The organism is Shinella zoogloeoides, assembly GCF_022682305.1.
GTDB lineage: Bacteria > Pseudomonadota > Alphaproteobacteria > Rhizobiales > Rhizobiaceae > Shinella > Shinella zoogloeoides_B.
In genome coordinates this window covers 3,491,005-3,516,665 of record NZ_CP093528.1, presented here as the reverse complement: position 1 = coordinate 3,516,665, position 25,661 = coordinate 3,491,005, and the positions used below count along the sequence as shown (strand labels likewise).

25 protein-coding genes, 1 tRNA gene and 1 pseudogene are annotated in these 25,661 nt (G+C 63.6%); 21 read left to right on the top strand and 6 right to left on the bottom strand.

The features are described from left to right. Nucleotides 1-9 precede the first annotated feature (9 nt). The 4 genes from MOE34_RS17470 (at nucleotide 10) to MOE34_RS17455 (ending at nucleotide 2,636) form a co-directional block, all read left to right on the top strand. Nucleotides 10-204, top strand: coding sequence for a heavy-metal-associated domain-containing protein (locus MOE34_RS17470; RefSeq protein ID WP_003500190.1), 195 nt, complete (start codon nucleotides 10-12; stop codon nucleotides 202-204). Nucleotides 205-218: 14 nt separating this feature from the next. Further along, the gene (gene copM / locus MOE34_RS17465; protein ID WP_003500191.1) at nucleotides 219-614 is read left to right on the top strand and encodes a CopM family metallochaperone; all 396 of its coding nucleotides are present in this window, start codon (nucleotides 219-221) and stop codon (nucleotides 612-614) included. Nucleotides 615-736: 122 nt separating this feature from the next. Further along, nucleotides 737-1,132 carry a hypothetical protein gene (locus MOE34_RS17460; RefSeq protein ID WP_242218773.1) on the top strand — a complete coding sequence of 132 codons (396 nt, stop codon included), beginning with the start codon at nucleotides 737-739 and terminating at the stop codon, nucleotides 1,130-1,132. Between the two features lie 52 nt (nucleotides 1,133-1,184). Next, complete coding sequence (locus tag MOE34_RS17455) at nucleotides 1,185-2,636, top strand: multicopper oxidase family protein (RefSeq protein ID WP_003500192.1); 1,452 nt, start codon at nucleotides 1,185-1,187, stop codon at nucleotides 2,634-2,636. 322 nt (nucleotides 2,637-2,958) lie between these two features. On the opposite strand, the gene MOE34_RS17450 is transcribed toward MOE34_RS17455, so the two are convergent. Continuing rightward, complete coding sequence (locus MOE34_RS17450; RefSeq protein WP_003500193.1) at nucleotides 2,959-3,975, bottom strand: 2Fe-2S iron-sulfur cluster-binding protein; 1,017 nt, start codon at nucleotides 3,973-3,975, stop codon at nucleotides 2,959-2,961. A 10-nt stretch (nucleotides 3,976-3,985) separates the two neighbouring features. Beyond that, nucleotides 3,986-4,252: a glutaredoxin family protein gene (locus MOE34_RS17445; RefSeq protein ID WP_003500194.1), complete on the bottom strand. Its 267-nt coding sequence runs from the start codon at nucleotides 4,250-4,252 to the stop codon at nucleotides 3,986-3,988. A gap of 322 nt (nucleotides 4,253-4,574) precedes the next feature. Here MOE34_RS17445 and MOE34_RS17440 point away from each other — a divergent pair, with 322 nt between their 5' ends. The 7 genes from MOE34_RS17440 (at nucleotide 4,575) to MOE34_RS25520 (ending at nucleotide 14,685) form a co-directional block, all read left to right on the top strand. Beyond that, on the top strand, nucleotides 4,575-4,964 hold the full coding sequence (locus MOE34_RS17440) for an ArsR/SmtB family transcription factor (protein WP_428839562.1): 390 nt from the start codon (nucleotides 4,575-4,577) through the stop codon (nucleotides 4,962-4,964). Nucleotides 4,965-5,096: 132 nt separating this feature from the next. Continuing rightward, a complete protein-coding gene (locus MOE34_RS17435; protein ID WP_080600488.1) occupies nucleotides 5,097-7,841 on the top strand; it encodes a heavy metal translocating P-type ATPase in 2,745 nt (914 codons plus the stop codon). Between the two features lie 300 nt (nucleotides 7,842-8,141). After that, the gene (locus MOE34_RS17430) at nucleotides 8,142-9,401 is read left to right on the top strand and encodes an efflux RND transporter periplasmic adaptor subunit (RefSeq protein WP_003500202.1); all 1,260 of its coding nucleotides are present in this window, start codon (nucleotides 8,142-8,144) and stop codon (nucleotides 9,399-9,401) included. Continuing rightward, nucleotides 9,398-12,568, top strand: coding sequence for an efflux RND transporter permease subunit (locus MOE34_RS17425; RefSeq protein ID WP_242218772.1), 3,171 nt, complete (start codon nucleotides 9,398-9,400; stop codon nucleotides 12,566-12,568). The genes MOE34_RS17430 and MOE34_RS17425 overlap by 4 nt, the downstream gene beginning before the upstream one ends. A gap of 136 nt (nucleotides 12,569-12,704) precedes the next feature. Further along, the gene (locus tag MOE34_RS17420; protein ID WP_003500212.1) at nucleotides 12,705-13,154 is read left to right on the top strand and encodes a MerR family transcriptional regulator; all 450 of its coding nucleotides are present in this window, start codon (nucleotides 12,705-12,707) and stop codon (nucleotides 13,152-13,154) included. 92 nt (nucleotides 13,155-13,246) lie between these two features. Continuing rightward, nucleotides 13,247-14,440, top strand: coding sequence for an FAD-dependent oxidoreductase (locus MOE34_RS17415; RefSeq protein ID WP_080692126.1), 1,194 nt, complete (start codon nucleotides 13,247-13,249; stop codon nucleotides 14,438-14,440). 89 nt (nucleotides 14,441-14,529) lie between these two features. Beyond that, entirely contained in the window at nucleotides 14,530-14,685 is a 156-nt protein-coding gene (locus tag MOE34_RS25520; protein WP_080600489.1) for a 2-dehydro-3-deoxyphosphooctonate aldolase, read from the top strand. Nucleotides 14,686-14,733: 48 nt separating this feature from the next. On the opposite strand, the gene MOE34_RS17410 is transcribed toward MOE34_RS25520, so the two are convergent. Beyond that, a tRNA-Leu gene (locus tag MOE34_RS17410) sits at nucleotides 14,734-14,820 on the bottom strand. Between the two features lie 359 nt (nucleotides 14,821-15,179). On the opposite strand from MOE34_RS17410, the gene MOE34_RS17405 reads away from it, so the two are divergent. Next, on the top strand, nucleotides 15,180-15,692 hold the full coding sequence (locus MOE34_RS17405; protein ID WP_242218770.1) for a disulfide bond formation protein B: 513 nt from the start codon (nucleotides 15,180-15,182) through the stop codon (nucleotides 15,690-15,692). Nucleotides 15,693-15,756: 64 nt separating this feature from the next. Here the strand turns inward: MOE34_RS17405 and MOE34_RS17400 are convergent, their stop codons facing one another. Together MOE34_RS17400 and MOE34_RS17395 are read right to left on the bottom strand one after the other, a co-directional pair. Beyond that, nucleotides 15,757-16,314, bottom strand: coding sequence for an HNH endonuclease (locus MOE34_RS17400; protein ID WP_242218769.1), 558 nt, complete (start codon nucleotides 16,312-16,314; stop codon nucleotides 15,757-15,759). 104 nt (nucleotides 16,315-16,418) lie between these two features. Then, complete coding sequence (locus MOE34_RS17395; RefSeq protein ID WP_242224123.1) at nucleotides 16,419-17,069, bottom strand: DNA-3-methyladenine glycosylase family protein; 651 nt, start codon at nucleotides 17,067-17,069, stop codon at nucleotides 16,419-16,421. Nucleotides 17,070-17,154: 85 nt separating this feature from the next. On the opposite strand from MOE34_RS17395, the gene gluQRS reads away from it, so the two are divergent. Next, nucleotides 17,155-18,078, top strand: coding sequence for a tRNA glutamyl-Q(34) synthetase GluQRS (gluQRS, locus tag MOE34_RS17390; protein ID WP_431522393.1), 924 nt, complete (start codon nucleotides 17,155-17,157; stop codon nucleotides 18,076-18,078). On the opposite strand, the gene MOE34_RS17385 is transcribed toward gluQRS, so the two are convergent. Continuing rightward, a complete protein-coding gene (locus MOE34_RS17385) occupies nucleotides 18,025-18,966 on the bottom strand; it encodes a YihY/virulence factor BrkB family protein (RefSeq protein WP_242224121.1) in 942 nt (313 codons plus the stop codon). The genes gluQRS and MOE34_RS17385 overlap by 54 nt on opposite strands. Before the next feature lie 113 nt (nucleotides 18,967-19,079). Between MOE34_RS17385 and MOE34_RS17380 the strand changes: the two genes are divergently transcribed. The 8 genes and pseudogenes from MOE34_RS17380 to cysP all read left to right on the top strand — a co-directional run bounded on the left by MOE34_RS17380 (nucleotide 19,080) and on the right by cysP (nucleotide 25,637). Next, complete coding sequence (locus MOE34_RS17380) at nucleotides 19,080-19,913, top strand: SDR family oxidoreductase (RefSeq protein WP_242224119.1); 834 nt, start codon at nucleotides 19,080-19,082, stop codon at nucleotides 19,911-19,913. Nucleotides 19,914-20,013: 100 nt separating this feature from the next. Beyond that, nucleotides 20,014-20,214 carry a twin transmembrane helix small protein gene (locus tag MOE34_RS17375; protein ID WP_242218766.1) on the top strand — a complete coding sequence of 67 codons (201 nt, stop codon included), beginning with the start codon at nucleotides 20,014-20,016 and terminating at the stop codon, nucleotides 20,212-20,214. After that, nucleotides 20,214-20,792: a cob(I)yrinic acid a,c-diamide adenosyltransferase gene (locus MOE34_RS17370; RefSeq protein WP_242218765.1), complete on the top strand. Its 579-nt coding sequence runs from the start codon at nucleotides 20,214-20,216 to the stop codon at nucleotides 20,790-20,792. Before MOE34_RS17375 ends, MOE34_RS17370 begins: the two co-directional genes overlap by 1 nt. A gap of 33 nt (nucleotides 20,793-20,825) precedes the next feature. Beyond that, nucleotides 20,826-21,611, top strand: coding sequence for a rhomboid family intramembrane serine protease (locus tag MOE34_RS17365; protein WP_242218763.1), 786 nt, complete (start codon nucleotides 20,826-20,828; stop codon nucleotides 21,609-21,611). 183 nt (nucleotides 21,612-21,794) lie between these two features. Beyond that, entirely contained in the window at nucleotides 21,795-22,544 is a 750-nt protein-coding gene (locus MOE34_RS17360; protein WP_242218761.1) for an electron transfer flavoprotein subunit beta/FixA family protein, read from the top strand. Nucleotides 22,545-22,566: 22 nt separating this feature from the next. Then, nucleotides 22,567-23,496, top strand: a complete 930-nt coding sequence (locus MOE34_RS17355) for an electron transfer flavoprotein subunit alpha/FixB family protein (protein ID WP_242218759.1) — start codon at nucleotides 22,567-22,569, stop codon at nucleotides 23,494-23,496. Between the two features lie 146 nt (nucleotides 23,497-23,642). Next, on the top strand, nucleotides 23,643-24,515 hold the full coding sequence (locus tag MOE34_RS17350) for a 3-hydroxybutyryl-CoA dehydrogenase (RefSeq protein ID WP_242218758.1): 873 nt from the start codon (nucleotides 23,643-23,645) through the stop codon (nucleotides 24,513-24,515). 138 nt (nucleotides 24,516-24,653) lie between these two features. Further along, a pseudogene (cysP, locus tag MOE34_RS17345) lies at nucleotides 24,654-25,637 on the top strand (thiosulfate ABC transporter substrate-binding protein CysP). Nucleotides 25,638-25,661: the final 24 nt, after the last annotated feature.

The window sequence follows — 25,661 nt, the reverse complement described above, 5'->3', positions numbered from 1 at the left end:
AGAAGTCTCATGGACCTCAAAATTGAAAACATGACCTGCGGCGGTTGCGCCAAGTCCGTCACCAAGGCGATCCAGTCGGTGGACTCCGCAGCCAAGATCGAGACGAATCCCGCCGCGCGCGCCGTCAAGGTCGAGACGACCGCCACGCCGTCCGCGATCTTGCAGGTTCTGGAAGAAGCCGGCTATCCGGCGACCTCAAACTGAACGGGAGCGAGACCATGAACAAGCTCACTCCGATCTTCATCGCAGGGGCCATCGCTATCGCCGGCGGCCTGGCATTCGCTCAAACCCAAATGAAAACGGACAACAACACGATGCAAGGTCACGACATGTCAGGCATGCAGACGCCAGGATCGGACACGCCGTCGACGAAGGCATACGAGACCGCCATGGATGCCATGATGAAGGACATGATGGTGCCCTATACCGGCGACGCCGACGTGGACTTTATGCGCGGTATGATCCCGCACCATCAGGGCGCGATCGACATGGCGAAGGTCGTGCTCCAGTACGGCAAGGACCCCGAGGTCCGCAAACTCGCCGAAGAGGTGGTCAAGGCCCAGGAGGGCGAGATCGCCATGATGAAGAAGTGGCTCGCCGACCGAGGCAAGTAACCAGTGTCGCCTGGAACCGCCGTGGTGTGTCACCAAAAAAGACGCTCGGCGGCGGACGCGGCGAGCGGGTGGGAGCGGACCACCCTGGATGAACGCAAGCCGAGGGTGCGGATGATGTTGTCTTGCACGGCGTTTTGACGGCGATGCAACGGCTGTTCATCGCTCTGCTCATGCTCCTTTCCTTCGCCAGCGTGGCGTTGACCGTTCCGGCGCTCGGTGCTCGCATGGCCAGTAACTCCCACGTAATGATTTCGGAACACGGATCGCAGCATCCGGCCGCGGATACCGCTGCCGTGCCGTGCCAGGAACATCGAATCTGCAACGGAAACAATGCCTTCTGTTATGCCCTATGCTCAGGCATGACGCACTGGCTTGCGCCTAAGTCGCCGACAAATGCCACCGCTCCTACCGCAGCGATCTGGAGCATTACCGAGATGCCGGACCTCGCCGGCATCGGCCCCGCACGCAACGAACGCCCTCCCAACGACGGTCTTGCTGAACGCAAGTGGCCTGCCTAGTCGCACGCCGATCTGAATTCAGAGGGAGCATAGTCCTCCCAGGAGACCGAAAATGAAGCTTATCTCACGCCGCAGCTTTCTCGCCGCAGGCGCTGCCACGCTATCCGCAGCAGCTCTACCGCGCTTCGCCAACGCCCAAAGCGCGATGGCCCTCAGCGCTGCAACGCGCGTGCTGGACGTCGACGGGCGCGCCGCCACAGTCTTCGGCCTTGAAGGGTCGAGCGGGCAAGGATTGGTTCTCGACCCCGGACAACGCTTTCGCGTCGACCTGGCCAATCGTCTCGATGTGCCGACCCTGATCCATTGGCACGGCCAGATCCCGCCCAACGAGCAGGACGGCGTTCCGGACGTGCCGCGCCCGATGCTGCAACCCGGAGAAACGCGCTCCTATGACTATGAGCCGCTTCCCGGCACCTACTGGATGCACGCGCATATCCCGCTTCAAGAAATGAACCTTCTCGCCGCGGCCTTGATCGTGCGCAGCGCCGAAGACGTGAAGGCCGACCGCCAGGAGGTCGTGATGTTCCTTCATGATTTCTCGTTCAAGACGCCCGAAGAGGTCATGCAGGAGATCACCGGCGGACATGGTGGCGGCCATGATATGAGCGCGATGGGAGGCCAATCCGATCCCGGCGCGTCGATGGACCATTCCGGCATGAAGATGGATATGTCCTCGATGCAGGGCATGGCCGTGGACCTGAACGACTACGATTGGGACGCCTACCTCACCAACGACCGCACCTTGTCCGATCCGCAGATCGTCAGGGTCGAGAAGGGCGGACGGATAAAGCTTCGGGTGATCAACGGCGCTTCGGCCACCGTCTTCTGGATCGATACCGGCGAGCTTTCGGCGCGCCTCGTAGCTGTCGACGGCCATGCCGTGCAACCGCTTGAGGGCAAACGGTTCGGCGTCGCCATGGGCCAGCGTCTCGATCTTGAGCTGGAGCTTGCCGGAGATGGAGCCTGGCCTGTGCTGGCGTTGCGCGAGGGCGCAAAGGAGCGCACCGGGCTGATCCTCGCAACGCCGGGCGCGACTATTCAGAAGGTTCCCGCACTCGGCGACGCGGATACGCCTGCATTCGACATCGAGCTTTCGCAAGAGCAGAGGCTGCGGGCGACGGACAATCTGCCGCCGCGTGCCGCGCAACGCACCCAGATGGTCATGCTAGGCGGCTCAATGCAGCCCTACCTCTGGACCATCGACGGCAAGGTCTGGGGAGAGCACAAGCCGATTGTCGCAACGACTGGCGAGCGCGTCGAGATCATGTTCCACAATATGTCGATGATGGGCCATCCGATGCACCTGCACGGCCACGTTTTTCAGGTCGTGGAGATCAACGGCAAGCGGTTCGAAGGCGCGCGGCGCGACACCGTCTATGTTCCTCCGATGGGCATGGTGACGGTGGCGCTCGATGCTGGCGAGGCGGCGCGCTGGATGCTGCATTGCCACCACATGCCGCACCTTCAAACTGGCATGATGACCGAGTTCAGCGTATCAGCGTGATAGGGCGCCTGCGCCGCGAGGGATCGCGGCGCAGGCTTGCTCGATAGCGCTCCCGACTATCTTCACAGCTTCGTGCGCGTGGGGGGGCGCGCACGTCGACTGCTCTCGGGAAACGCGATCAAGCAGCTCTCGCAGTTGGGCCTCGTCCACTCCGTCCGCCGACATCACAGCGCGGACAATCGGATCGGAAAGAAGCTCTGCAACGGTCGGCTTCGGGCGGCGCCCGGTATGGCTGCTCATAACTCTCGGTCTCCTTTGCCCGCTCTGGCGAGCTGCTCTCCCCCATTTCGCCCGCGACTTGCCCTCTTGCTGGCTGGCGTCCTCACGCATCCTGATCGTCAGGCGTGAAGAACACGTCAGCGTGCATGTCCTCCCTGCGCAGTCCCCGTCCGAAGGCGACCTCCATCGCTGCATCGACCATCGGCGGCGGCCCGGCGACGTAGGCTTTCCAGCCGTCGAGATCCTCCAGATCCTCGGCCACCGCCTGGGTCACGAAACCGCGCCGGTGCTGCGCTGACTCTGCCTCCGAGAGCACGGCCGAGAAGGCAAGAGTGGAGTGACGCTCGGCCATGGCCTGGAAATGCTCCACGAGATAGAGATCTCGCTCGCCGCGTGCGCCGAAGTAAACATGGATCGGCTGCTTCATGCCGTGCGCAAGAGCGGTTTCGACGATCGATTTGATCGGCGCCAGGCCGGAGCCCCCGGCGATGCAAAGAATCGGGCCGGAATGATGCTGGCGCAGGTAGGAAGAGCCCAGCGGAAATTCGAGCGCCACCCTGTCGCCAGTCTTCAGCCCAAAATGCACATGCTCCGAGGTGACGCCGCCCGGAACGCGACGAATGTGGAATTCAAGGCTGTCGTCGCCGTGACGATTGGCCATCGAATAACTGCGCGCCGGCGCTCCATCGAAGCCGACCTGCGCATACTGCCCGGCGGTAAACAGCAACGGGCTACCATCCGCGGGTGCAATCCGCACCAGCTTGATATCGTGCGTGAGATCGTCGAGGCCGGTGACAATCGCGTCCAGGCGTCGCGGCGTCTCCACGGAATCGTCGTCATCGCTGCCCAGCCAAGCGACGGCCGCATCCGTTTGCGGCATAGCGCGGCATGCGAGGATCAGGCCATCGGCCTTCTCTTCCTCGGTGAGCGCGAAGCGCGAGTGCTGGAGCAATTCCACCTCGCCCTCGATCAGGCGGGACTTGCAGGAGCCGCAGCGGCCGGAACGGCAACCGTGAGGATAGGGAATGCCGACGGCGAGCGCGGCGTCGAGGATGGTTTGGTCCTCTTGGACCTCAAGGCTGGTCCGCGCTTGCCGGATATCAACGAACTTGCTCGTCATCTGCGTCTCCTCACAGGCTCCCGGCGAGACCGAGCGCCTTGACGAGGCCCGGCTTCTGGCTCGGGAAGGTCCCGTAGAAGACTTCCGATCCGATGATGGTGATCGGAGCGACCCGGACGCCGGTCCGGGCCTTTGCCTCCTCGGCGATCTTCGGGTCGGTGAGGTCGCGTTCCTCGTAGGCGAGGCCCTGTTGGTCGAGCCAGCGTTTGAGCGCGTGGCAGTCCGGACAGGTCGGTGTGGTGTAGATGAGAATCTGGGGTTTGCTGCTCTCCGTCATCGGTCTTGCCTTTCTCTGAATTCGACACGGTTGCCCCGCCGCCAGGCCGCCCAACCGCAGGCGGATTTGGCAGGATTGTCGTCAGCGTGCGGCTTCCAGCGCTTGTAAGGTCAAGACTGTTCGTGCGCGGAAAAGGAAAATTCGAGATATGACGCAGGGGCAGAGAAGGACTGCGCCAACTGTCCCGCCGATCGACAGCGACCGTGTTTCGCATTGTGATTGCGCGCCCATCCGGTAAACTGGGCGAGACCAATCAAACACGGACAGCTCTTGGCGATCAAATGCCGGCAGGTTCCGTCCCGAACTCAGGTAAAGCACGCAGATGACTGCTCTCAAGAAGACAAACGCCACGAAGCCAGACGATCGTGCGACCCCCGAGCATATGGAGGTTGAAGGTCACCTCCTGCTCCCTTCACTCTCGCAGAACGAGATCACGATCCTCGCGGAAACGTTTCGCCTGCTCGGCGATCCCTCACGGTTGAAGATCCTGCTGAGCTGTGTACCGGCGCCCATTTCGGTGGGCGATATCGCCGAGCGGCTCGACCTGTCCGTGACCCTCGTCAGCCACCATCTACGCCTGCTGCGCGGCGCGCGTCTCGTCAAGGGCGATCGCCAAGGCAAGCAGATCTTCTACGCGATCGCCGACCAGCACGTCAGCCATGTTCTTCAGGATATGGCGACGCATATTTCAGAGGATCATGCGGACGACTGATCCGCCTGGAGAAGAGCATAATTTTACCACTAACACTTGAATAGCTGTTCAAGTGTGTTATTGACTCCTTCCGAAGCCGCGCAGGGCGTGTGAGCACGCGCGCCCGCTACGGCGGCCGGAAAGGAGATCGGAATGACAACTGGACTTTCAACGCCGGACGCTGGTGAACGGCTCGGCTTTCGTGTCGACGGCATGGATTGCGCAAGCTGCGTCGGCAAGATCGAGACGGCCTTGGGCCGTCTGGGGGGTATCTCCGACGTTGCCGTCAACTTCGCGACCGAGACATTGCTGCTCTCACGCGATGCCACGAGCAAAACGACGTCGAAGGATATCGCCAAGAAGATTCGCTCGCTTGGGTTCGACGTGACCGAGCTGCCGTCTTCTGCGATTCCCGCCGCGCCTGAGCAGCGCTCCGACGCCCATGCTGGTCATGATCACAACGGCTGCGCCGGCGATCACGATCACGGTCACGCAAGCCACGACGATCACAGCGGCTGCGGCGGCCACGATCACAAGCACGACCATGGTCATGACGGTCACGGTCACGATCACGCTCACCATGACCACGACCACGCTCATCACGATCATGATCACGGCCACGGTGGTTGCTCTGGACATGATCACGCGGGCCTTGCGCCAACTCCCCGCGCCGCACCGGCCTCTCCGCCCAATGTCTCCATGCGCGTCGAGGGGATGGATTGCGCAAGCTGCGTCGGCAAGATCGAGGTCGCCTTGGCACGGATGCCAGACGTCTCCGACGTGCGCGTGAACTTCACGACCGAAACGCTTGAACTGACGCTCGCTGCCGGCGCGATCACCAAGGTCGCCGACATCGAAAAGACGATCAAGAGCCTCGGCTTCGGTGTGTCTAACACACGCGAGCTTTCGGCTTCGTCGGATGCGGCCATCGACGTCGCGCCAGCGCCAGCGATGCCCAATCAGCGCTGGTGGCAGACCCGCAAGGGGAAGCATGTCATTGGGCTCGGTCTGCTGATGGGCTCGGCGTACGCCATTGCCCAATTCTTCCCCCTTTATGCGGAATGGATCTTTGCCGCCGCCGTCGTCGCGGGCGTCATTCCTTTCGCTCGCAAGGCATTCGCGCTCGCGACCTCTGGATCTCCGTTCTCTATCGAGACGTTGATGGTCGTCGCCTCGATAGGCGCCCTCGTGATCGGCGAGGCTGAAGAGGCGGCTGCGGTCGTATTCCTGTTCGCGGTCGGGGAATTGCTCGAAAGCGTCGCGGCCGGGAGGGCGCGCGCCGGCATAAAGGCCCTTGCATCGCTCGTGCCGAAGACGGCCGTCCTGCTCGATCCGAATGGCGGGCAGCGCAGCGTCCCGGCCACGTCCTTGCGTGTCAGCGATCTAGTTCTGGTGCGGCCCGGCGACCGCGTGCCGGCGGACGGGCAAATCATACAGGGCGCTTCCAGCCTAGACGAGTCGCCTATCACCGGCGAATCCGTGCCGCGCTCGAAGGCCAAGGGAGACAGCATTTTCGCCGGCTCCATCAATGTCGATGGCGTTCTTCAGGTCCGCGTTGAAAAGACGGCTTCCGACAACACGATCTCGCGCATCATCCAGCTCGTCGAGCAGGCGCAGTCCGCCAAGGCCCCGACCGCGCGCTTCATTGAGAATTTTAGCTGCTACTATACCCCGGCGGTGATGCTGATCGCCGCGCTGATCGTCGTCGTCCCGCCGCTCGCGATGGGCGGTGATTGGGACACATGGATCTACCGCGGCCTCGCGCTGCTGCTGATCGCATGTCCCTGTGCGCTTGTCCTCTCGACGCCTGCTGCGATTGCCTCGGGCCTCGCCGTCGGCACGCGCCGCGGCCTCCTGATCAAGGGCGGTAATGCGCTCGAAACCATTGGCAAGGTGAGCGCCATCGCCTTCGATAAGACGGGTACGCTCACCGAGGGCAAGCCGCGCGTCACCGAAGTCTTCGCCTTTGGCAAGAACGAGGAGAGCGACGTTCTCGCTTTGGCAGCGGCGGTCGAAACAGGTTCGAGCCATCCGCTTGCGAAGGCGATCATCGGCCGTGCCGAAACCGATGGCATCGCCGTTCCCCTTGCACAGGATGCATCGGCGACGGCGGGTAAGGCCGTACATGCGACCGTTGCCGGACGTCGCCTCGCCGTCAGCTCCCCGACCCATGCCGCACAGATGGTGACGCTCGGGGTGCTTGAGCGCAGCGCCATCGAGAAGCTCGAAGATCGCGGCAATACCGTTGCCGTCCTTTTCGACGAGCAGGCGAAGGAAGTCCTCGGCCTCATCGCCCTGCGCGACGAACCGCGCCGTGACGCGCGGGAGGGTGTCGCCCAGCTCAAAGCTATGGGGGTCCGCTCCGTCATGCTAACCGGCGACAACCGGCGCACCGCCCAGGCCATTGCCAAGGGTCTCGGTATCGAGTGGAGCGCCGAGCTGCTTCCGCAGGACAAGCTCGATCTCGTCAACGAGATGAAGCGGAAGTCCAAGGTGGCCATGGTCGGCGACGGCATCAACGATGCTCCGGCACTGGCGACGGCCGACGTCGGGATCGCCATGGGCGGCGGAACCGATGTGGCGATCGAGACTGCGGACGCCGCCCTGCTCAAGAGCCGTGTCACGGACGTCGCCCATCTCGTCGCGCTGTCCCGCGCCACCATGGCGAACATCCACCAGAACGTCGTCTTCGCTCTCGCGTTGAAGGGCCTGTTCCTCGTTACCAGCGTCCTCGGCATCACCGGCCTCTGGATCGCGGTCCTTGCCGATACGGGCGCAACGGCGATCGTCACGCTGAATGCGTTGCGGCTCTTGCGCTTCAAGGGTGCGAAGTCTGCCGATGACGGTCGCGATGAGGGCATGCGTTCTCACCCTCTCGTCCCGGCCGAAAGCCACTAGTCGCTCGCACTCAAGGAGCCGCCAACCGGATCGGTCTGGCGGCTTCACACAACTGGAGCCCGTCGAGGTAACGCTGATCCATAGCGCTCATTCGGGGACGGACTCCGCTTCTTCCAAGACGTCGGCGAAGCGAGACATGCGGTTGGCCACGACATGGCTAGGCGGCAGCGTCAAGGGTCTGTTCGGAAACATCCTGCAAGGCCCTTGACCTTTCCATCGTTGGAAACCGCACCTTCGCAGAAAATGAACGTCGCCGCATCCGGCTGGCCGGGGGCGCGCGCCTTTTGAAGGTGAACGAGAATGAGTAATAAAGCCGCCGCCCTGTTTTTAGCCGGCGCCGTCATCGCCGGTGGCACGCTTGCCATCGTCTATCGCGACGAGATCGGACCCTACGCCAAAAGCGTTCTGGCGCTTGCTTCCTCGACCGCTGCGTCGGAGGCTGTCGCGCAGCCGGCACAGATGCCTGTTCCGCAGGTGCCGGTTGCCGAGGTCATCACGCGCAAGGTCGCGCCATCCGTTGAGTTTACCGGCCATCTGGAAGCGACCAAGGCTATCGAGCTGCGTCCGCGCGTCGGCGGCGCGATCGTCGCCGCCAGCGTTCCCGAAGGCGGTCTCGTGCGGCCCGGCGAGCTTCTCTTCCAGATCGATCCGCGACCGTTCGAGGTGGTCCTGAACGCGGCCAAAGCGCAGTTGCAGCAGGCAAACGTCCTGCTCGATCAGGCCGAGATCGACTTCGGGCGCACCGAGGCGCTCGCTTCGAACGGCAACGCGCCGCGCAAGGCTTTCGATGACGCGCTGGCCATGCGGCGTCAACGCCAGGCGCAAGTCGACATCGCCAAGGTTGCCGTCTCGGCCGCCGAACTCGATCTCTCCTTTGCCCGCGTCACCGCGCCGATTGCTGGGCGCATCGACCGGGTCCTCGTCACGGAAGGCAATCTCGTCACCGGCGGCAATGCAGGCGCTGCGACGCTCCTCACCACGATTGTCGCGACCGATCCGCTCTACGTCTATTTCGACATCGACGAAGCCACCTATCTCGGCTTCGTAGCCAATGCCCGCGCACCCGAGACGGGAACGGTTGCCGGCAAGCTCCCGGTGCATCTGGGCTTGATGACCGATACGGGTTTTCCGCATGCCGGCGAACTCGACTTCCTCGGCAACCGCGTGGACCGGAGCACCGGGACGATCCGCGCAAGAGCCATTGTCAAGAACCCGGACGGCAGGCTGACGCCCGGCCTGTTCGCGCGGGTCAAGCTCGTCACGGCCGAACCAGCCCAGACCGTGCTCATCGACGATCAGGCGATCGGTATCGACCAGGGGCGGCGCTACGTTCTCGCTCTCGGCGCCGACAACAAGGCGGAATACCGCCCGGTCGAAATCGGACCCATGATCGATGGCCTGCGCGTCGTCGCGGCGGGTCTCAAGCCGGCCGACAAGATCATCGTAAAAGGACTCGTCCGCCCAGGCATGCAGGTAGTTCCGCAGATGATCTCCATGGCGCCCGGCGACACCGCTACAGATGACCGGGCTGCGGCAGACTCGCAGGAGGCGCGTCAATGAATATCCCGCGCTTTTTCGTCGACCGCCCGATCTTCGCGGTCGTTCTGTCCGTCCTGATGCTGATCGCTGGCGGCCTCACGCTCCTGAAGCTCCCGCTCAGCGAATATCCCCAGGTCACGCCGCCGACGGTGCAGGTCACCGCCAGCTATCCCGGCGCAAATCCCGCCGTGATCGCCGAAACCGTCGCCGCCCCTCTGGAGCAGGCGATCAACGGCGTCGAGAATATGCTCTACATGAGTTCACAGGCGGCGACCGACGGACGCATGACCCTGACCATTGCGTTCAAGCAGGGCACCGATCCCGACATGGCGCAGATTCAGGTGCAGAACCGCGTTTCGCGCGCATTGCCCAGGCTTCCGCAGGAAGTGCAGCGCATCGGGGTCGTGACGCAGAAGACGTCCCCAGACATCCTGATGGTCGTCCATCTCGTCTCGCCCGACAATCGCTACGATCCCCTCTACCTGTCGAACTTCGCCACCTTGCAGGTACGCGACCAGCTTGCGCGCCTGTCAGGTGTGGGTGACGTACTCGTCTGGGGGGCTGGCGAGTATTCCATGCGCGTGTGGCTCGATCCGGCCAAGGTGGCCGCGAGGGGGCTGACCGCCAGCGACGTCGTTGGGGCGATTCAGGAACAGAACGTTCAGGTGGCCGCCGGCTCGGTCGGCCAGCAGCCCGAAGCCTCGGCCGCGTTTCAGGTGACGGTCAACACGCTCGGAAGGCTGTCCAGTGAGCAGCAGTTCGGCGAGATCGTCGTAAAGACAGGCACCGACGGTCAGGTCACCCGCTTGCGCGACGTTGCCCGCATCGAGCTTGGCGCAGACTCCTATGCCCTTCGTAGCCTCCTCAACGGCAAGCCGGCGCTCGCGATGCAGATCATCCAAAGCCCCGGCGCGAATGCGCTCGACGTATCGAGCGCCGTCCGCACCACCATGGCCGAACTTCAGAAGGGCTTTCCGGAAGGCATCGAATATCGGATCGCCTACGATCCAACGGTGTTCGTCAAGGCGTCTCTCGAAGCTGTGGTCATGACGCTGCTCGAAGCCGTCGTGCTGGTCGTTATCGTCGTGGTTCTGTTCCTCCAGACGTGGCGGGCGTCGATTATTCCCCTTGTCGCCGTTCCCGTCTCCTTGGTCGGCACATTTGCGCTGATGTATATGTTCGGTTTCTCGCTGAACACGTTGTCCCTCTTCGGCCTCGTTCTCTCGATCGGCATCGTGGTCGACGACGCGATCGTCGTGGTCGAGAACGTCGAGCGCCACATCGCGCTTGGGGAAACGCCGAAAGAGGCGGCGCGCAAGGCCATGGACGAGGTGACGGGGCCGATCGTAGCCATCACCTCTGTCCTGTCGGCCGTGTTCATTCCATCGGCGTTCCTCTCGGGCTTGCAGGGCGAATTCTACCGCCAGTTTGCGCTGACGATTGCGATCTCGACCATCCTGTCGGCGATCAACTCCCTCACGCTCTCTCCCGCGCTTGCTGGCGTGCTCCTGAAACCCCACCACGGCGACGTGAAGCGCGATCTCCTGACCCGCGTGATCGACTTCCTGTTCGGCTGGTTCTTCCGGCTGTTCAATCGCTTCTTCGACGGCGCTTCGACCGCCTACGTCTGGTCGGTGCGCCGTGCCGCGAGGCTCAGTGTTCTCGTCCTGCTCGTCTATGCCGGCCTGGTCGGCATGACGTGGGTCGGCTTCCAGACGGTGCCGGGCGGCTTCGTGCCGGCCCAGGACAAATACTATCTCGTCGGCATCGCCCAGCTCCCGACTGGCGCTTCGCTCGACCGCACCGAGGCCGTCGTCAAGAAAATGTCGGAGATCGCGCTGGCCGAGCCGGGCGTGGAGAGTGTCGTCGCGTTTCCAGGGCTCTCGGTCAACGGCATGGTCAACATCCCCAATGCGGCCGTCATGTTCACGATGCTCAAGCCGTTCGACGAACGAAAGGACCCGTCTCTTTCGGCCTTTGCCATCGCCGGCAAGCTCATGGGCAAGTTCAGCCAGATTCCCGATGGCTTCGCCGGCATCTTCCCGCCGCCGCCCGTTCCGGGACTTGGTTCGACCGGCGGCTTCAAGATCCAGATCGAGGATCGAGCGGGCCTCGGCTTCGAGGCGCTCGCGCAGGCTCAAGGCGCGGTCATGGGCAGAGCGATGCAGACGCCCGAGCTGGCCGGCATGCTGGCAAGTTTCCAGGTGAACGCGCCGCAGGTGCAGGTCGATATCGACAGGGTGAAAGCGAAGTCGCAAGGCGTGCCGCTCAATACCATCTTCGAGACGTTGCAGGTCAACCTCGGCTCGCTCTACGCGAACGACTTCAATCGCTTCGGCCGCACCTACCGCGTGATGGTGCAGGCGGACGCGCCGTTCCGCATGCAGCCCGAGGACATCGGCCGCCTGAAGGTCCGCAACGCGACCGGCAACATGATTCCGCTTTCGGCTCTGCTGACCATCAAGCACAGCTCAGGCCCCGATCGTGTCATGCACTATAACGGCTTCCCCTCTGCGGACATCAGCGGCAGTCCCGCGCCCGGATACTCGTTCGGGCAGGCCACCGCCGCCATGGAGCGCATCGCATCCGAAACCTTGCCAGCGGGCATGGCCTTCGAATGGACCGATCTCGCCTATCAGGAGAAGCAGGCCGGCGACACAGCGATGTATGTCTTCCCGCTGTCCGTCTTGCTCGCGTTCCTGATCCTCGCGGCGCAGTACAACAGTTGGTCGCTTCCCTTCGCGGTGCTGCTGATCGCTCCAATGGCGCTCCTCTCGGCGATCGCCGGGGTGTGGTTCACCGGCGGCGACAACAACATCTTCACGCAGATCGGCTTTGTCGTTCTGGTCGGACTTGCCGCGAAGAACGCAATCCTAATCGTCGAGTTCGCCCGAGCGAAGGAGGATGAAGGCGTCGATCCGTTGGCCGCCGTTCTCGAAGCGGCCCGCCTGCGCCTTCGGCCGATCCTGATGACGTCGCTCGCCTTCATTGCCGGCGTGATTCCGCTCGTCATCGCCACCGGAGCGGGCGCCGAAATGCGGCACGCCATGGGCATCGCCGTCTTTGCCGGCATGCTCGGCGTGACGCTATTCGGCCTGCTTCTGACGCCGATCTTCTATGTGGTCGTGCGGCGGCTCGCGATCAGGCGGAGCGCGTCGCCCCAACAGGCGACCGAAGTCCATACCTGAGCAGGCCGACACACAATTCCACGCCGGGGCGGCCCATGGCTGCTGCCGCACCCCGGCGCGGTCGGGCCGTCAGGGCCTCAGCGATCGAACACGCAGCAAATCATAAACACGCGGCTATCCGGAAGGGACTTCAAACATGGATATCGGCATCGGCGAACTCTCTCAGCTCACCGGCGTCAAAATTCCGACGATCCGCTACTACGAGCAGATTGGGTTGCTGCGCGAGCGCTTGCGGAGCAAGGGAAACCAGCGACGCTATGACCACGGCGCGGTCCATCGCCTTCTCTTCATCCGCCGCGCCCGCGATCTCGGCTTCAGCATCGAGGCGATCAAGGACCTGTTTCGACTTGCCGACGTCTCGTTCTCAAGTCCGGCCGAAGCGCTCCGCATCGCAAAGGAGCAACTCGCTGCGGTCGAGGAAAAAATCGCTCAACTGGAAACACTCGAAAAGATGATCCAGCTCGTTGCCGAAAGCGAGAATGACGGGGATCTGATCCCGCTCGATATTTTGCCCTTGAAAGACACCAGCCGCGATGGCGATGCTGAGGTGAAAACTTCAAGCAAAGGCCGCGAATCGATTCACTAGCCTCATCCCAAGGACCGACGACGTTGAGATACTATTCCCATGTGAAAAGGAGCCAGAGCTGCGTCGTGGTCGGTGCGGGACCGGCGGGCCTGATGCTCGGGCTCTTGCTGGCCCGCTCGGGCGTCGATGTTACGGTCATCGAAAAACATCAAGACTTTCTGCGCGATTTTCGCGGGGACACCATCCATCCATCGACCCTCGAAGCGATTCATGAGCTTGGCTTGCTCGATGAGCTTCTTTCTCTCCCCCATCAGAGAGCCTACCATCTCCACGCTGAGATCGCCGGCCGCAAGGCCACGATCGCCGATTTCTCCAGACTACCGACGCGCGCTAAGTTCATCGCCTTCATGCCGCAATGGGACTTCCTGAATTTTCTTGCGCGAAAGGCAGGCGAGTTTCCGCGCTTTCGGTTGATCATGTCCACTGAGGCAACTTCGCTCCGTTGGGACAATTGCCGGGTTGTCGGCCTGAATGCTCGCCAGGGCGAACGTGAACTCGCCATGGAAGCCGCTCTCGTCATCGGGGCGGACGGACGCAATTCGATCATCCGCAAGGCGGCTGGACTTGAGGTTCAGAGCTTCGGTATCGCTACCGACATTCTCTGGATGAAGATCTCCAAAAAAGCAGGCGATCCGCAGCAGGCAATGGGCCACGCCGGTCCGAGCCAAGGGCTGGTCTTGATCGATCGTGGCGTTTACTGGCAATGCGGTTATGTAATCACGAAGGGAACCGTTGATTCGCTGAAAGAGCAAGGGCTTGAGGCGCTTCGCGCCAGGATTGCCGACGTAGCACCATTGTCGGCGGATCGATTTGAAGAAATCCGTTCCTGGGATGACATCCATCTGCTCAGTGTTCGCATCGACCGTCTCAAGTCGTGGTGGAAACCCGGCGTGCTTTGCATTGGGGACGCGGCCCATGCCATGTCGCCCATTGGCGGGGTCGGTGTGAATCTCGCGATCCAGGACGCGATCGCCACCGCCAACACGCTGGCGGAGGCTCTTCGCGAGGGGCGGCTGCAAACGCGCATGCTCGAAGCCGTACAGCGCCGTCGCAACTTCCCGACCAAGGCAACCCAGAAACTGCAATTGATGATGCGCAGCCGGAAGCGTGCCGGTGAAGCGGGCAACACGCAAATTCGAAGACCTCCGCTTTTCATGCGCCTGATTGCCCAGTCACACCTACTGCCGCGGCTGACCGGCCGCCTCATTGGGATCGGCTTCCGACCGGAACATGTGCGCACGCGGCTCGTCGATTGGACGTGTTCATTGAGAGCCCCGGCTAGGTAGATGCTACGCGATGAAGCGCCGGGAAGCCATTGAGGGCGATACCCCGAAGTCTTTTACACGCGCCACCGGCTTCACTCGTCCGTTCGGCAATGGCCTTGTCGCTGGCTGGACTATTCCTTGAAGCCCATCCCGATCCTGACCACGCATTGTGCGACGGTCCAAGCCCCTTGTGTCTCGCTGCACTCCCCGCGTCCCTTTCGCAGGAGAAGGCCGTCGATGATCTGGTGAAGTCCTTCGACAGGTAGTGCGAACTTCGCGTTATCAAGAAGCGCCTTTTGCAGTGAATGAGACAATGGTGCGGGCGGTCGGACTCGAACCGACATATCCGTAAGGACGGCGGATTTTGAATCCGCTGCGTCTACCAATTCCGCCACGCCCGCACTTTGCCGCCGATCTTACTCTAGGTCTCGGCTCCTAGCCGACCCCTAGCGCCATTTCGACGGAAACCTCTCACTTCACTTCCATACCGCCAGTCCGTTGAAAACACGACGCTTTCACTTCACCGTGATTTTCTGTGGATTGGTAGACAAATCCCTTTTTGAGTCGAGCGCGTCTACCAGTTCCGCCAATGGGGCACGGTCTGGAGTCATCGCGTTTACACGATGCGTCTGCAGGCGGCAACCGGCAAATCGGGGGGAGTGGGCGATCACTTATCCGTGCGGTGCATTTACAATGACGGGCCACCTGATAGAAATCGGCGCCATTTCGTCGGCCTGTTCGCCGGCATCACTGGACGAGCATGATGACCGTATTTCCCGACCTCTCCCGCAAGGCATCCGCCGGCCTCCTTTCGCTCGGCATGGCCGCGACCGTGGGGGGCGCGCTCGCCTTTGAGCATATCGGCGGCTATATTCCCTGTGCGCTCTGCCTGTTGCAGCGCGATCCCTATTATTACGGTATCCCGGTCGCGGTTGCGGCGCTTGTTTCCGCGCTCTTCGGCGGGCCGGTCTGGCTGACGCGGCTGCTGCTTGCCGTCGCCGGCATCATGATGATCGTCGGTGCGGGCATGGGTGTCTATCATGCGGGCGTCGAATGGGGCTTCTGGGAAGGCCCGGCGACGTGTGCGACCTCGGCGCAGGGCGTGACGCAGAATGCGGGCGACCTGCTTTCCGATCTCAACTCGAAGCATGGACCTTCCTGCCAGGAGGCGTCCTTCCGGCTGCTCGGCCTCTCCTTCGCCGGATGGAACGTGATCGCAAGCCTCATCCTCGCCGCCATCGCCTTTTCGGGCGCGCGGTCCGCGAAGGCTTGATCGCCACAGCCCGTAGGGCGCAGGCCGTCTGCGCGGAACCGCTGACGGTTTCGCGCGGCGGGCGTCAGGGCTGCAGTTCGACGTCCCAGTAGAGATAGTCCATCCAGCTTTCGTGCAGATAGTTGGGTGGAAACAGTCGCCCGTTGTTGTGCAGATCCTGAACCGTCGGCTGATAGGGCTTCTGATGCGGGTGCATGCCCGCCTGCTTCGGCAGCTTGCTGCCTTTTCTCAAGTTACACGGGGAGCACGCGGCGACCACATTCCCCCAGGTCGTCTCGCCGCCATGGGCGCGCGGGATGACATGGTCGAAGGTCAGGTCGTCCGGCGACCCGCAATACTGGCATTCGAACTTGTCGCGCAGGAACACGTTGAACCGGGTGAAGGCCGGATGGCGCGAGGGCTGCACGTAGGTTTTCAGGCACACGACGCTCGGCAGGCGCATCGTGAAGCTGGGGGAAGACACCGAATGCTCGTATTCGGCGATGATGTTCACGCGGTCAAGAAACACGGCCTTGATCGCGTCCTGCCAGGACCAGAGCGACAAGGGATAATAACTCAGCGGCCTGTAGTCAGCATTCAGTACAAGGGCTGGCAGGGCCTGTGGTGAAACTGAAATCGTCAAGGGCTTCTCCTGATCGATTCGGCATCTGCCCCTTTATATTAGGCCCGTTGTGACAGCCTTGTGAAGCGGAAAGGAAAAGCGAAAACAACGAATTTCGTAGCGCCTCACCCTTCGAGCACGGGGGCTGCCTCGCGGCGCATCTCGCGGGCGTAATAGGCCCAGAACAGCCGGGCCGAAACGCCGCGCCAGGGAGACCAGCTTGCCGCGATCCTGTCGAGTTCCTGCACGCTCGGCCGCACGGCAAGGCCGAGCGCGTGGGCGACGGCATTCTGCAGGGCGATGTCGCCGGAGGGGAAGATATCCGGATGGCCGGCGCAGAAGAGCAGGTAGACATCCGCCGTCCAGCGGCCGATGCCCTTGATGGCGGTCAGGCTGCGGGTGGCGGCCTGTGCCTCCATGCGGCAGACGGCGTCGAGGTCGAGTTCGCCCCGGTCGACGGCCTCTGCCGCGCGGCGCAGCGTCCCGGCCTTGGCGCGCGACAGGCCGATGGCGCGGCAGGCCTCGTCGGAAAGACCGAGGATATGATGGGGCGTGATGTCGCCGGCCGTTTCCTCAAGCCGGCGCCAGATGGCGTCGGCGCTGGCGCGCGAGACCATCTGGGCGACGACGATGCCGGCAAGGCCGCGATAGCCGGGCATTAGGCGGCGCAGCGGCACGGGGCCGGCCTTGTCGATGACGTTGAAGAGGCGCGCGTCGAGCAGCGCGAGGTCCACGAGACCCGCGGCCACATCGGCATCCGTCCTGATCATGTGCAGTTGCATGGGGGCCGGCGGTCCTTGCGCCCTGGCGTGCCGCGCGGCGGCGGACACGGCATCGATATGTGGCGCAGCGCGGCGCTTCATGCCAGAAGACCGCATGCAAAGTCCTTTGTCAAAGAATCGCGTCTTTCGTTTCGCGCCCAGCCCGAACGGGCTGCTGCATCTCGGCCATGCGCTTTCGGCGATCCTGAACCGGGACATGGCCGCAGCCTGCGGCGGCCGGTTCCTGCTGCGCATCGAGGATATCGACCCCGCCCGCTCGCGACCGGAATTCGAGGCGGCGATCTATCGCGATCTCGCCTGGCTGGGGCTGGACTGGGAGACGCCGGTGCGCCGGCAGTCGGAGCACCTCGCCTTCTACGGCGCGGCGCTGGAGCGGCTGAAGGCGATGGGCGTGCTCTATCCGGGTTTCCTCAGCCGCGGCGAAGTGAAGGTGCGGGTGGAGGCGCACGAGGCGGCGGGCGGCGTGTGGCCGCGCGATCCGGACGGCGCGCCGCTCTATCCGACCGGGGAGCGGACGCTCGACCGGGGGGAGGCGCTGGCCGCGATCGCAGCGGGCCGCCAGCATGCCTGGCGGCTCGACATGGACAAGGCCCGGGCGCTTGCGCCGGGCGCGCTCGACTGGTCGGAGGCGGGCGAGGGGCCGCGGGGCGAGACGGGGACTGTCGCGGCGGAGCCGGAGCGTTGGGGCGATGTCATCCTGTCGCGGCCGGATGCGCCGGCGAGCTACCATCTCGCCGTTGTGCTGGACGATGCGGCGCAGGGCGTTACCGATGTGGTGCGGGGGCAGGATCTTTTCCATGCGACGGCGGTGCACCGCCTGCTGCAGAGTCTGCTCGGGCTGCCCGCGCCGGCCTACAGGCATCACGGGCTGGTGCCGGGGCCGGACGGGCGCAAGCTCTCGAAGAGCAACGAGGATACGGGGATCGCTGCCTATCGGGAGCGCGGCGCTTCACCGGCGGACATTCGCGCGCTGCTCGCGGGCTATGGCTTCATCCTCCATTGACGGCTCCTCGGTCACGGGCTTTCGCACGCCGCGCATCCGGTCGAGGATCAGGCGTCTGACCCGGTATTTCATCAGGGCGGCGTTGATCTCTGCGCCGAGGATGAAGATCACGCCGATGATGTAGAGGAAGACCAGCGCGATCATGATCGAGGCAAGGCCCGCATAGGTCGAGACGTAGTTGGCGAAGGTAGCGAGGTAGGAGGCGAAGACATAGGCGCCCAAACCCCAGGCGACCAGCGTCAGGAGGATGCCCGGCAGCACATCGGCGATCCTGCGGCGGCCGGCGGGCAGCCACAGATGAGCGATGAGCAGGCCGATGAACAGCACCAGGATGGTGCCGAAAAGCCCCCAGCTTTCCACCCAGGAATAGACATAGGCGAGGAAGGGCTGCCAGCGACCGGTCGCCCGCACCGCAAGCGGGGCGGCGACGAGCACGATGCTGATGACGGCGAGCGCGAGCACGCCGGCGATGACGAAGCCGAGGCTGGCGAGGCGCGTGACGTACCAGTAGCGCGTTTCCGACACCCGGTAGGCGCGGTTGAGCGAGACGCGCAGCGCCTCCACGCCGTTGGAGGCGAAGTAGGCGGCGGCGAGCACGGAGACCGTCAGGAGCCCGCCGCGCGGGGTTGTCAGCACGGCGACGACCTCGCTGGAAATCGGCGCGGCGATCGATTCCGGCCAGGTATCGAAGATGAGGTGCACGGCGGTGTCGGCGAACTGGTCGGCGCCGAGGAAGGAGCCGAGCGCGGTGCCGAAGATCAGGAAGGGAAAGATCGCGAGCAGCGTCGACAGCGCGACATGGCTCGCCATCGCCCAGCCGTCGTCCTCGGAGAAATGCCAGATCGCGTCGAAGACGACCTTGTAGGCAAGGCGTATGGCGGTCGGTATCGGCAAATCGGTCCCTTGTGCGGCCGGTGCGGGCCGTCTCTCATTGTTTCGCGCCGGTGAATATGGGAAACGGAAGCGGATTTGTACAGGAAACCGCGATGTCGTCCCCAAACATGACCACCCCGCCGAGCATTATCGTCACCGGCTGCTCGTCCGGCATCGGCGCGCATTGCGCCCGCGCGCTGAAGGCGGAAGGCTGGCGGGTGTTCGCGACGGTGCGGCGCGAGGAGGATCGGGTTTCGCTCGAGGCCGACGGTATCGAGGCGCTGCTGATGGACTATACCGAGCCGGAAACCATTGCCGCGCTCGTCGATACGGTGCTGGCGCGCACCGGCGGGCGGCTCGACGCGCTGTTCAACAACGGCGCCTATGGCCAGGCCGGCGCGGTGGAGGACCTGCCGGCCGAGGCGCTGCGGCTTCAGCTCGAAACGAATGTCATCGGCTGGCACGACCTGACGCGGCGGGCGATCCCCGTCATGCGCCGGCAGGGCCATGGCCGCATCGTGCAGTGCTCATCGATCCTCGGCATCGTGCCCTATCGGTGGCGTGGGGCCTACAACGCCTCGAAATTCGCGCTGGAGGGCCTGTCGCTGACGTTGCGCATGGAGCTTGCGGGGTCGGGTATCCATGTCAGCCTCATCGAGCCGGGGCCGATCGCCTCGCGCTTCACTGCCAATGCGCTCACCCATATCGAGAAGCACATCGACCTCGAAAACTCGGTGCATGCAGAGGAGTATCGGCGGCAGCTCCAGCGGCTGCGCGGCGAGGCGAAGCCGGCGCGCGGCAAGCTGGGGCCGGAGGCGGTGCATGCGGCGCTGCGCCATGCGCTGACGGCCAGACGCCCGCGGCCGCACTACATCGTGACCTCGCCGGCCCGCAAGGGCGCGCTCCTGAAGAAGCTGCTGCCGGCGGCGCTCTTCTACCGCATCATCGGGCGGCTTGGCTGACGCGGCGCGGCGTCGCAGGTTTCATCGCCGAAAAGGCGTGCACTTTGCGCGGAAAACCCTATTTGAATAGGGCTGACAGAAATCAAAACGGATCGCGGCCATGTCTTCCTTCCTCACCTTCATGACCATGCTCGTCATGGCGCTCGTCGCCGTCGTGCTGGTGCGCGGCCTCGTCAACATGGCGAAGGGCGGCAGCGGCAACACGTCCAACAAGCTGATGCAGCTTCGCGTGCTGTTGCAGGCCATCGCCATCCTGCTGATCATGCTGACGCTCTGGGTGACGGGCGGGGGACGCGGCTGATGGTCAAGCTCAACAAGATCTATACCCGCACCGGCGACAACGGCACGACGGGTCTCGTCGCCGGCCCGCGCCGCAAGAAGCACGACCTGCGTGTCGAATCTTACGGCGAGGTGGACGAGGCGAATTCCTGCGTCGGGCTTGCGCGCCAGCATCTCGCCGCGCACCCGTCGCTCGACGGCATGCTGCTGCGCATCCAGAACGATCTGTTCGATCTCGGCGCCGATCTAGCCGCGCCCGAGACCGGCGAGAAACTCGCCTACGAGCCGCTGCGCATCGTCCAGGCGCAGGTCGACCGGCTGGAGCGGGAGATCGACCAGCTCAATGCCGACCTGGAGCCGCTGCGCTCCTTCGTGCTGCCGGGCGGCACGCCGGCCGCGGCGGCCCTGCATCTGGCGCGCACCGTCGCGCGGCGGGCCGAGCGGCGCATTGTCGCCCTGCAGGACAGCGAGGGCGAAATGGTGTCGGCGGCGGCGGTCGCCTATATCAACCGGCTCTCCGATTTCCTCTTCGTCGCGGCGCGCTGGGTGAACGACAAGGGGCGCACGGACATATTGTGGGTTCCGGGGCAGAACAGGTAAGTTCGCGCCGGGCACGCACGGGGAAGGAGACCCATGTTCATACCGCTGCATGACGCGAACTCCCTGAAGCATATCAAGGTGCAATATGTCACGATCGGGCTGATCCTGATCGATTTCGCCGTCTGGCTGGTGACCGGCCTTACCGCGACGCAGACCTTCTCCGATGCCGTGGTGGTCGGCCTCGGCTATATTCCGGCGGTGGTCTTCGGCTATGCCGCCCTGGAGCCGGCCCTCGTGCTGGTGCCGGAGGATGCGACCTACGTCACCTACGCCTTCCTGCACGGCGATTTCCTGCATCTTGCCTCGAACATGCTGTTTCTCTGGGTGTTCGGCGACAATGTGGAGGATGCGCTGGGGCATGTCCGCTTCCTCCTGTTCTATCTCCTGTGCGCGGCGGCCGGCGCGCTGGTGCATGGCCTCGTGCAGCCGGATTCCGAGGCGCCGCTGATCGGCGCATCGGGCGCCGTCGCCGGCGTGGTCGCGGCCTATTTCCTGCTGCATTCCAAGGTGCGCGTCTGGGTTCTGGTGTTCTTCCGCATTCCCCTGCCGATGCCCGCGGTCATCCCGCTCGCCTTCTGGATACTCCAGCAGTTCTACATGCTCGTCGTGGACGGCGAGGGCGCGGTGTCCTGGGGCGCGCATGTCGGCGGCATCGTCGCGGGGGCGATCCTCGTGGTGCTGCTGCGCCGGCGCGGGGTGCCGCTGTTCGACCGGACCATCGTGACGCCGAAGGCCGTGCGGCATGTCGAGGCGGCGCCGGCGCCGGTGGAGGAGGCGGCCGCACGCCCCTCGGTTCCGCCCACGCATTGGGGCCGTTGACCCGTGTCGCAAAGAGTAAATTGACGTGAACGTAAAGGTAATTTATAAACCCTCCGTTTTCACGGGGGAGGGCCTGTGACGCATTGTAATTGGGAAAAAAACGCGTATCGATGTCGCCAACCGACAATCAGGCAGTCCCTGAAAGGCGCATTTTCCCTCGCGGGCATTTGAAGGAAGGAAGCCATGAAGATCTTGGTCCCAGTCAAGCGGGTCGTTGACTACAACGTGAAGATCCGTGTGAAGGCGGACGGCTCGGGTGTCGAGCTTGCCAATGTTAAGATGTCGATGAATCCGTTCGACGAGATTTCGGTCGAAGAGGCGCTGCGTCTGAAGGAAGCCGGCAAGGCCGAGGAAGTGGTCGTGGTCTCCATCGGCCCGGCCAAGGCCGAGGAAACGCTGCGCACCGCGCTCGCCATGGGCGCCGACCGCGCCGTTCTGGTCGAGACGGAAGACGCCGTCGAGCCGCTCGCCGTCGCCAAGATCCTCAAGGGTGTGGCGGAAGCCGAACAGCCCGGCCTGATCATCGTCGGCAAGCAGGCGATCGACGACGATTCGAACCAGACCGGTCAGATGCTTTCCGCGTTGCTCGGCTGGGCACAGGCGACCTTCGCCTCCAAGGTCGAGATCGGCAACGGTTCGGCGCAGGTCACCCGCGAAGTCGACGGCGGCCTCCAGACCATCGAGGTGAAGCTGCCGGCTGTCGTCACCACCGACCTTCGCCTCAACGAGCCGCGTTACGCCTCGCTGCCGAACATCATGAAGGCGAAGAAGAAGCCGCTCGACAAGAAGTCGCCGGCCGATTTCGGCGTTGACACCGCCCCGCGCCTGAAGGTGCTGAAGACCGAGGAACCGTCGGGCCGCAAGGCCGGCGTCAAGGTCAAGTCGGTCGCCGAGCTGGTCGAAAAGCTCAAGACCGAAGCCGGCGTGCTGTAAGCAGGAAAGGGAGAACATCATCATGGCCATTCTTCTTCTGGCAGATCACGACAACGCGCACCTTTCCGACCAGACCGCCAAGGCACTGACGGCAGCCGCCAGGATCGGCTCCGACGTGCATGTGCTCGTCGCCGGCAGCAATGCCAAGGCTGCCGCCGAACAGGCGGCGAAGCTCTCGGGCGTGACGAAGGTCCTGCTCGCCGACGATGCAAACCTTGCCAACAACCTCGCAGAACCGCTGGCCGCGCTCATCGTGTCGCTTGCCGGCAACTATGACGCCATCGTCTCGGCCGCCACCTCGGTCGGCAAGAACGTGCTGCCGCGCGTTGCCGCGCTGCTTGATGTCGCGCAGGTGTCGGAAATCGTCGAGGTCGTCTCGGCCGACACGTTCAAGCGTCCGATCTATGCGGGCAATGCCATCCAGACGGTTCAGTCCACCGATGCGAAGAAGGTGATCACCGTCCGCACGGCGTCCTTCGCCGCAGCAGGCGAGGGCGGAAGCGCACAGGTCGAAACGATCTCCGCTGCTGCGAACCCGGGCCTGTCGACCCACGTCAAGGATGCGCTGTCCTCGTCGGACCGTCCGGAACTGACGTCGGCCAAGATCATCATCTCGGGCGGCCGTGCGCTCGGCTCGTCGGAGAAGTTCCAGGAAGTCATCCTTCCGGTTGCCGACAAGCTCGGTGCTGCCGTCGGTGCCTCCCGCGCTGCGGTCGATGCGGGCTATGCGCCGAACGACTGGCAGGTCGGCCAGACGGGCAAGGTGGTCGCGCCGCAGCTCTACATCGCCTGCGGCATTTCGGGTGCGATCCAGCATCTTGCCGGCATGAAGGACTCGAAGGTGATCGTGGCCATCAACAAGGACGAGGAAGCGCCGATCTTTCAGGTCGCGGACTACGGCCTCGTCGGCGATCTCTTCGAAATCCTCCCGGAGCTTCAGAAGGCTCTCTGATCCGGCTTTCCGGCCGGGCTTTGCGACGATGATTTCACTGGAAATATGCGTCGCGTCCCTTTATCAATTCACCGGGCCGGCTTGACCGGCCCGGTGTTTTTTTGCCCGCGCGAGGGCGTGGACCGAATAACGAGGCGACAAGCGCTATGATCAAGAATGTCGGTATTGTGGGTGCGGGCCAGATGGGGTGCGGGATCGCGCAGGTCGCGGCCATGGCCGGCTACAAGGTCCATATCTATGACCTGTCGGCCGAGCGTGCCGAAACCGGCCTCGCCACGATCAACGGCAACCTCGCCCGCCAGGTCTCTTCCGGCAAGATGTCCGACGAGGACCGCAAGAAGGCGCTCGCGCTGATCAAGGGCTCGTCCGACATCAACGACCTTTCCGACGCCGACCTCGTCATCGAGGCCGCGACGGAGGACGAGACCGTCAAGCGCAAGATCTACGGCCAGGTCTGCTCCGTGCTGAAGCCGGAGGCGATCCTCGCCACCAACACCTCCTCGCTGTCGATCACCCGCCTTGCCTCCGCCACCGACCGGCCGGAGCGCTTCATGGGCATCCACTTCATGAACCCGGTTCCGGTGATGAAGCTGGTGGAGCTGGTGCGCGGCATCGCGACCGAGGAAGTGACCTTCGCCGCCGCCAAGGCCTTCGTCACCAGCCTCGACAAGACGATCACGGTCGCGGAGGATTTCCCGGCCTTCATCGTCAACCGCATCCTGCTGCCGATGATCAACGAGGCGATCTATACGCTTTATGAAGGCGTCGGCTCGGTGGAAGCCATCGACACGGCCATGAAGCTCGGCGCGAATCATCCGATGGGGCCGTTGCAGCTTGCCGATTTCATCGGCCTCGACACCTGCCTTTCGATCATGCAGGTGCTGCATGACGGGCTGGCAGATTCCAAGTACCGCCCCTGCCCGCTGCTGGTGAAATATGTCGAGGCCGGCTGGCTCGGCCGCAAGTCCGGCCGCGGCTTCTACGACTATCGCGGCGAGGTTCCGGTTCCGACCCGCTGACGGGCGGAGAATCCGCGAACGTTCCCTTTCGGGGAAAAATGTTCCGCCTGTCATCGAAGCTATGACAGGCCATGCCTCGGATGGCCACTGGCCTGCCGCTATTGTCTGGCCCAATTCTTCTGCATTGGGGTTCTCCAGATGAAACGTTTGCTGCTCCTCGGCGTCGCCCTTCTCGGCCTTGCCGCTCCGCTTTCCGCCAACGCCGCCGACAAGCTGCTGAACGCTTCCTATGACGTGGCGCGCGAACTTTTCGCCGCCGAGAACGAAGCCTTCGTGAAGGCCCATCCGGGCGTCACCGTCGACCAGTCCCATGGCGGCACCTCCAAGCAGGCGCGGGCCATCGTCGAAGGCCTCGAGGCCGATGTCGTGACCTTCAACCAGGTGACGGATATCGACTTCCTCGTGAAGAACGGCTTCGTGGCGGAAGACTGGCAGAAGAAGTTCCCGAACAACGCCTCGCCCTTCTATTCCTTCCCGTCCTTCCTCGTGCGCGCCGGCAATCCGAAGAACATCAAGGACTGGTCCGACCTTGCCCGCGACGACGTGAAGGTGATCTTCCCGAACCCCAAGACCTCCGGCAATGCGCGCTACACCTATCTCGCCGCCACGGCCTAAGCCAAGGAAGCCTTCAACAACGACCCGGTGAAGGTCGAGGAATTCGTCACCAAGATCTTCGACAACGTGCCGGTCTTCGATACGGGCGGCCGCGCGGCGACGACGACCTTTGTCGAGCGCGAGATCGGTGATGTCATCATCACCTTCGAGGCCGAGACCAAGTCGATCGCCAAGCAGTATGGCGAGGACAAGTTCCAGAGCGTCGTGCCCTCCGTCTCGCTGCTCGCCGAATTCCCGGTCGCCGTCGTCGACAAGGTGGCGGACGCCAAGGGCAGCCGTGATCTGGCAAAATCCTACCTCGATTTCCTCTATGCGCCGGAAGGCCAGAAGATCGCCGCCGAATTCGGCCACCGCGTCCTCGACGAGAAGGTCGCCGCCGAGTTCAAGGACCAGTTCCCGGATATCCGCCTCGTGAATGTCGACGATGTCTTCGGCGGCTGGAAGCAGGTCACCGCGGAACATTTCGCCGAAGGCGGCAAGCTCGACAAGATCTATGGCAGCCGTTGATACGTCCCGCGATATCGCCGCCGC

Bases quoted from the DNA above. Each gene is read 5' to 3' on its own strand.
- MOE34_RS17360 (WP_242218761.1), top strand. From the start codon at position 21,795: ATGAAGATCTTGGTCCCAGTCAAGCGGGTCGTTGACTACAACGTGAAG.
- copM (WP_003500191.1), top strand. From the start codon at position 219: ATGAACAAGCTCACTCCGATCTTCATCGCAGGGGCCATCGCTATCGCC.
- MOE34_RS17365 (WP_242218763.1), top strand. From the start codon at position 20,826: ATGTTCATACCGCTGCATGACGCGAACTCCCTGAAGCATATCAAGGTG.
- gluQRS (WP_431522393.1), top strand. From the start codon at position 17,155: ATGCCAGAAGACCGCATGCAAAGTCCTTTGTCAAAGAATCGCGTCTTT.
- MOE34_RS17430 (WP_003500202.1), top strand. From the start codon at position 8,142: ATGAGTAATAAAGCCGCCGCCCTGTTTTTAGCCGGCGCCGTCATCGCC.
- MOE34_RS17425 (WP_242218772.1), top strand. From the start codon at position 9,398: ATGAATATCCCGCGCTTTTTCGTCGACCGCCCGATCTTCGCGGTCGTT.
- MOE34_RS17415 (WP_080692126.1), top strand. From the start codon at position 13,247: ATGCTCGGGCTCTTGCTGGCCCGCTCGGGCGTCGATGTTACGGTCATC.
- MOE34_RS17405 (WP_242218770.1), top strand. From the start codon at position 15,180: ATGATGACCGTATTTCCCGACCTCTCCCGCAAGGCATCCGCCGGCCTC.
- MOE34_RS17355 (WP_242218759.1), top strand. From the start codon at position 22,567: ATGGCCATTCTTCTTCTGGCAGATCACGACAACGCGCACCTTTCCGAC.
- MOE34_RS25520 (WP_080600489.1), top strand. From the start codon at position 14,530: ATGGCCTTGTCGCTGGCTGGACTATTCCTTGAAGCCCATCCCGATCCT.
- MOE34_RS17435 (WP_080600488.1), top strand. From the start codon at position 5,097: ATGACAACTGGACTTTCAACGCCGGACGCTGGTGAACGGCTCGGCTTT.
- MOE34_RS17350 (WP_242218758.1), top strand. From the start codon at position 23,643: ATGATCAAGAATGTCGGTATTGTGGGTGCGGGCCAGATGGGGTGCGGG.
- MOE34_RS17440 (WP_428839562.1), top strand. From the start codon at position 4,575: ATGACTGCTCTCAAGAAGACAAACGCCACGAAGCCAGACGATCGTGCG.
- MOE34_RS17370 (WP_242218765.1), top strand. From the start codon at position 20,214: ATGGTCAAGCTCAACAAGATCTATACCCGCACCGGCGACAACGGCACG.
- MOE34_RS17375 (WP_242218766.1), top strand. From the start codon at position 20,014: ATGTCTTCCTTCCTCACCTTCATGACCATGCTCGTCATGGCGCTCGTC.
- MOE34_RS17450 (WP_003500193.1), bottom strand. From the start codon at position 3,975: ATGACGAGCAAGTTCGTTGATATCCGGCAAGCGCGGACCAGCCTTGAG.
- MOE34_RS17420 (WP_003500212.1), top strand. From the start codon at position 12,705: ATGGATATCGGCATCGGCGAACTCTCTCAGCTCACCGGCGTCAAAATT.
- MOE34_RS17445 (WP_003500194.1), bottom strand. From the start codon at position 4,252: ATGACGGAGAGCAGCAAACCCCAGATTCTCATCTACACCACACCGACC.
- MOE34_RS17470 (WP_003500190.1), top strand. From the start codon at position 10: ATGGACCTCAAAATTGAAAACATGACCTGCGGCGGTTGCGCCAAGTCC.
- MOE34_RS17455 (WP_003500192.1), top strand. From the start codon at position 1,185: ATGAAGCTTATCTCACGCCGCAGCTTTCTCGCCGCAGGCGCTGCCACG.
- MOE34_RS17380 (WP_242224119.1), top strand. From the start codon at position 19,080: ATGACCACCCCGCCGAGCATTATCGTCACCGGCTGCTCGTCCGGCATC.